1 pseudogene is annotated in these 709 nt (G+C 65.2%); it reads left to right on the top strand.

The features are described 5' to 3' along the window. Positions 1-47 precede the first annotated feature (47 nt). Positions 48-377 (top strand): annotated as a pseudogene (locus AC5Y7D_RS30890) (DDE-type integrase/transposase/recombinase); the annotation flags it as partial. Positions 378-709: the final 332 nt, after the last annotated feature.

Genomic DNA, 709 nt, shown 5'->3' with positions numbered 1-709 from the left:
AATCGGACTTCACCCACTGGACCCTCGCCGACGGCACCGACGTCGAGATCCTCAATTGGCTCGACGACCACTCCCGATACTTGCTGTCCTGCACCGCCTATCGCCGAGTCAGCGGACCCGACGTGGTTGCCAGCTTCCTTGCCACCGCCACCGAATTCGGACTGCCCGCCGCCACCCTCACCGACAACGGATCGGTCTACACCTCACGATTGCCCCACGGCCACAACGAGTTCGAACGCCTGATCGCCAGCCTGGGCATCACCCAAAAGAACGGACACCCCGGCCACCCCCAAACCCAAGGCAAGGTAGAACGCTTCCACCAAACCCTCAAACGCTGGCTCGCCGCCCGGCCCCGGCCCGCCACCATCGCCGACCTGCAAGCCCTGCTCGACACCTTCCGCCTCATCTACAACACCCAACGAAGCCACCGCGCCCACCCCGGGCACCATCACCCCCGAACAGGCCTACCTCGCCCGACCCAAAGCCAGCCCCACCGGCGCACCCGCCGAACACTTCCGCATCCGCCACGACATCGTCGACCAATTCGGCAAACTCACCCTGCGCCACGGCAGCCGCCTACACCACCTCGGCATCGGACGCCCCCACACCCACACCCCAGTCCTGATCCTGGTCACCACCACCACCGTCACCGTCATCAGCAAAACCGGCCACCACGTCCTAAGCAGCCACACCATCGACCCCGAAAAAA

This window comes from Mycobacterium sp. NGS49, assembly GCF_059812565.1.
Note: the sequence above shows the minus strand (reverse complement) of the source record. Positions and strands in the feature narration are given on the sequence as shown.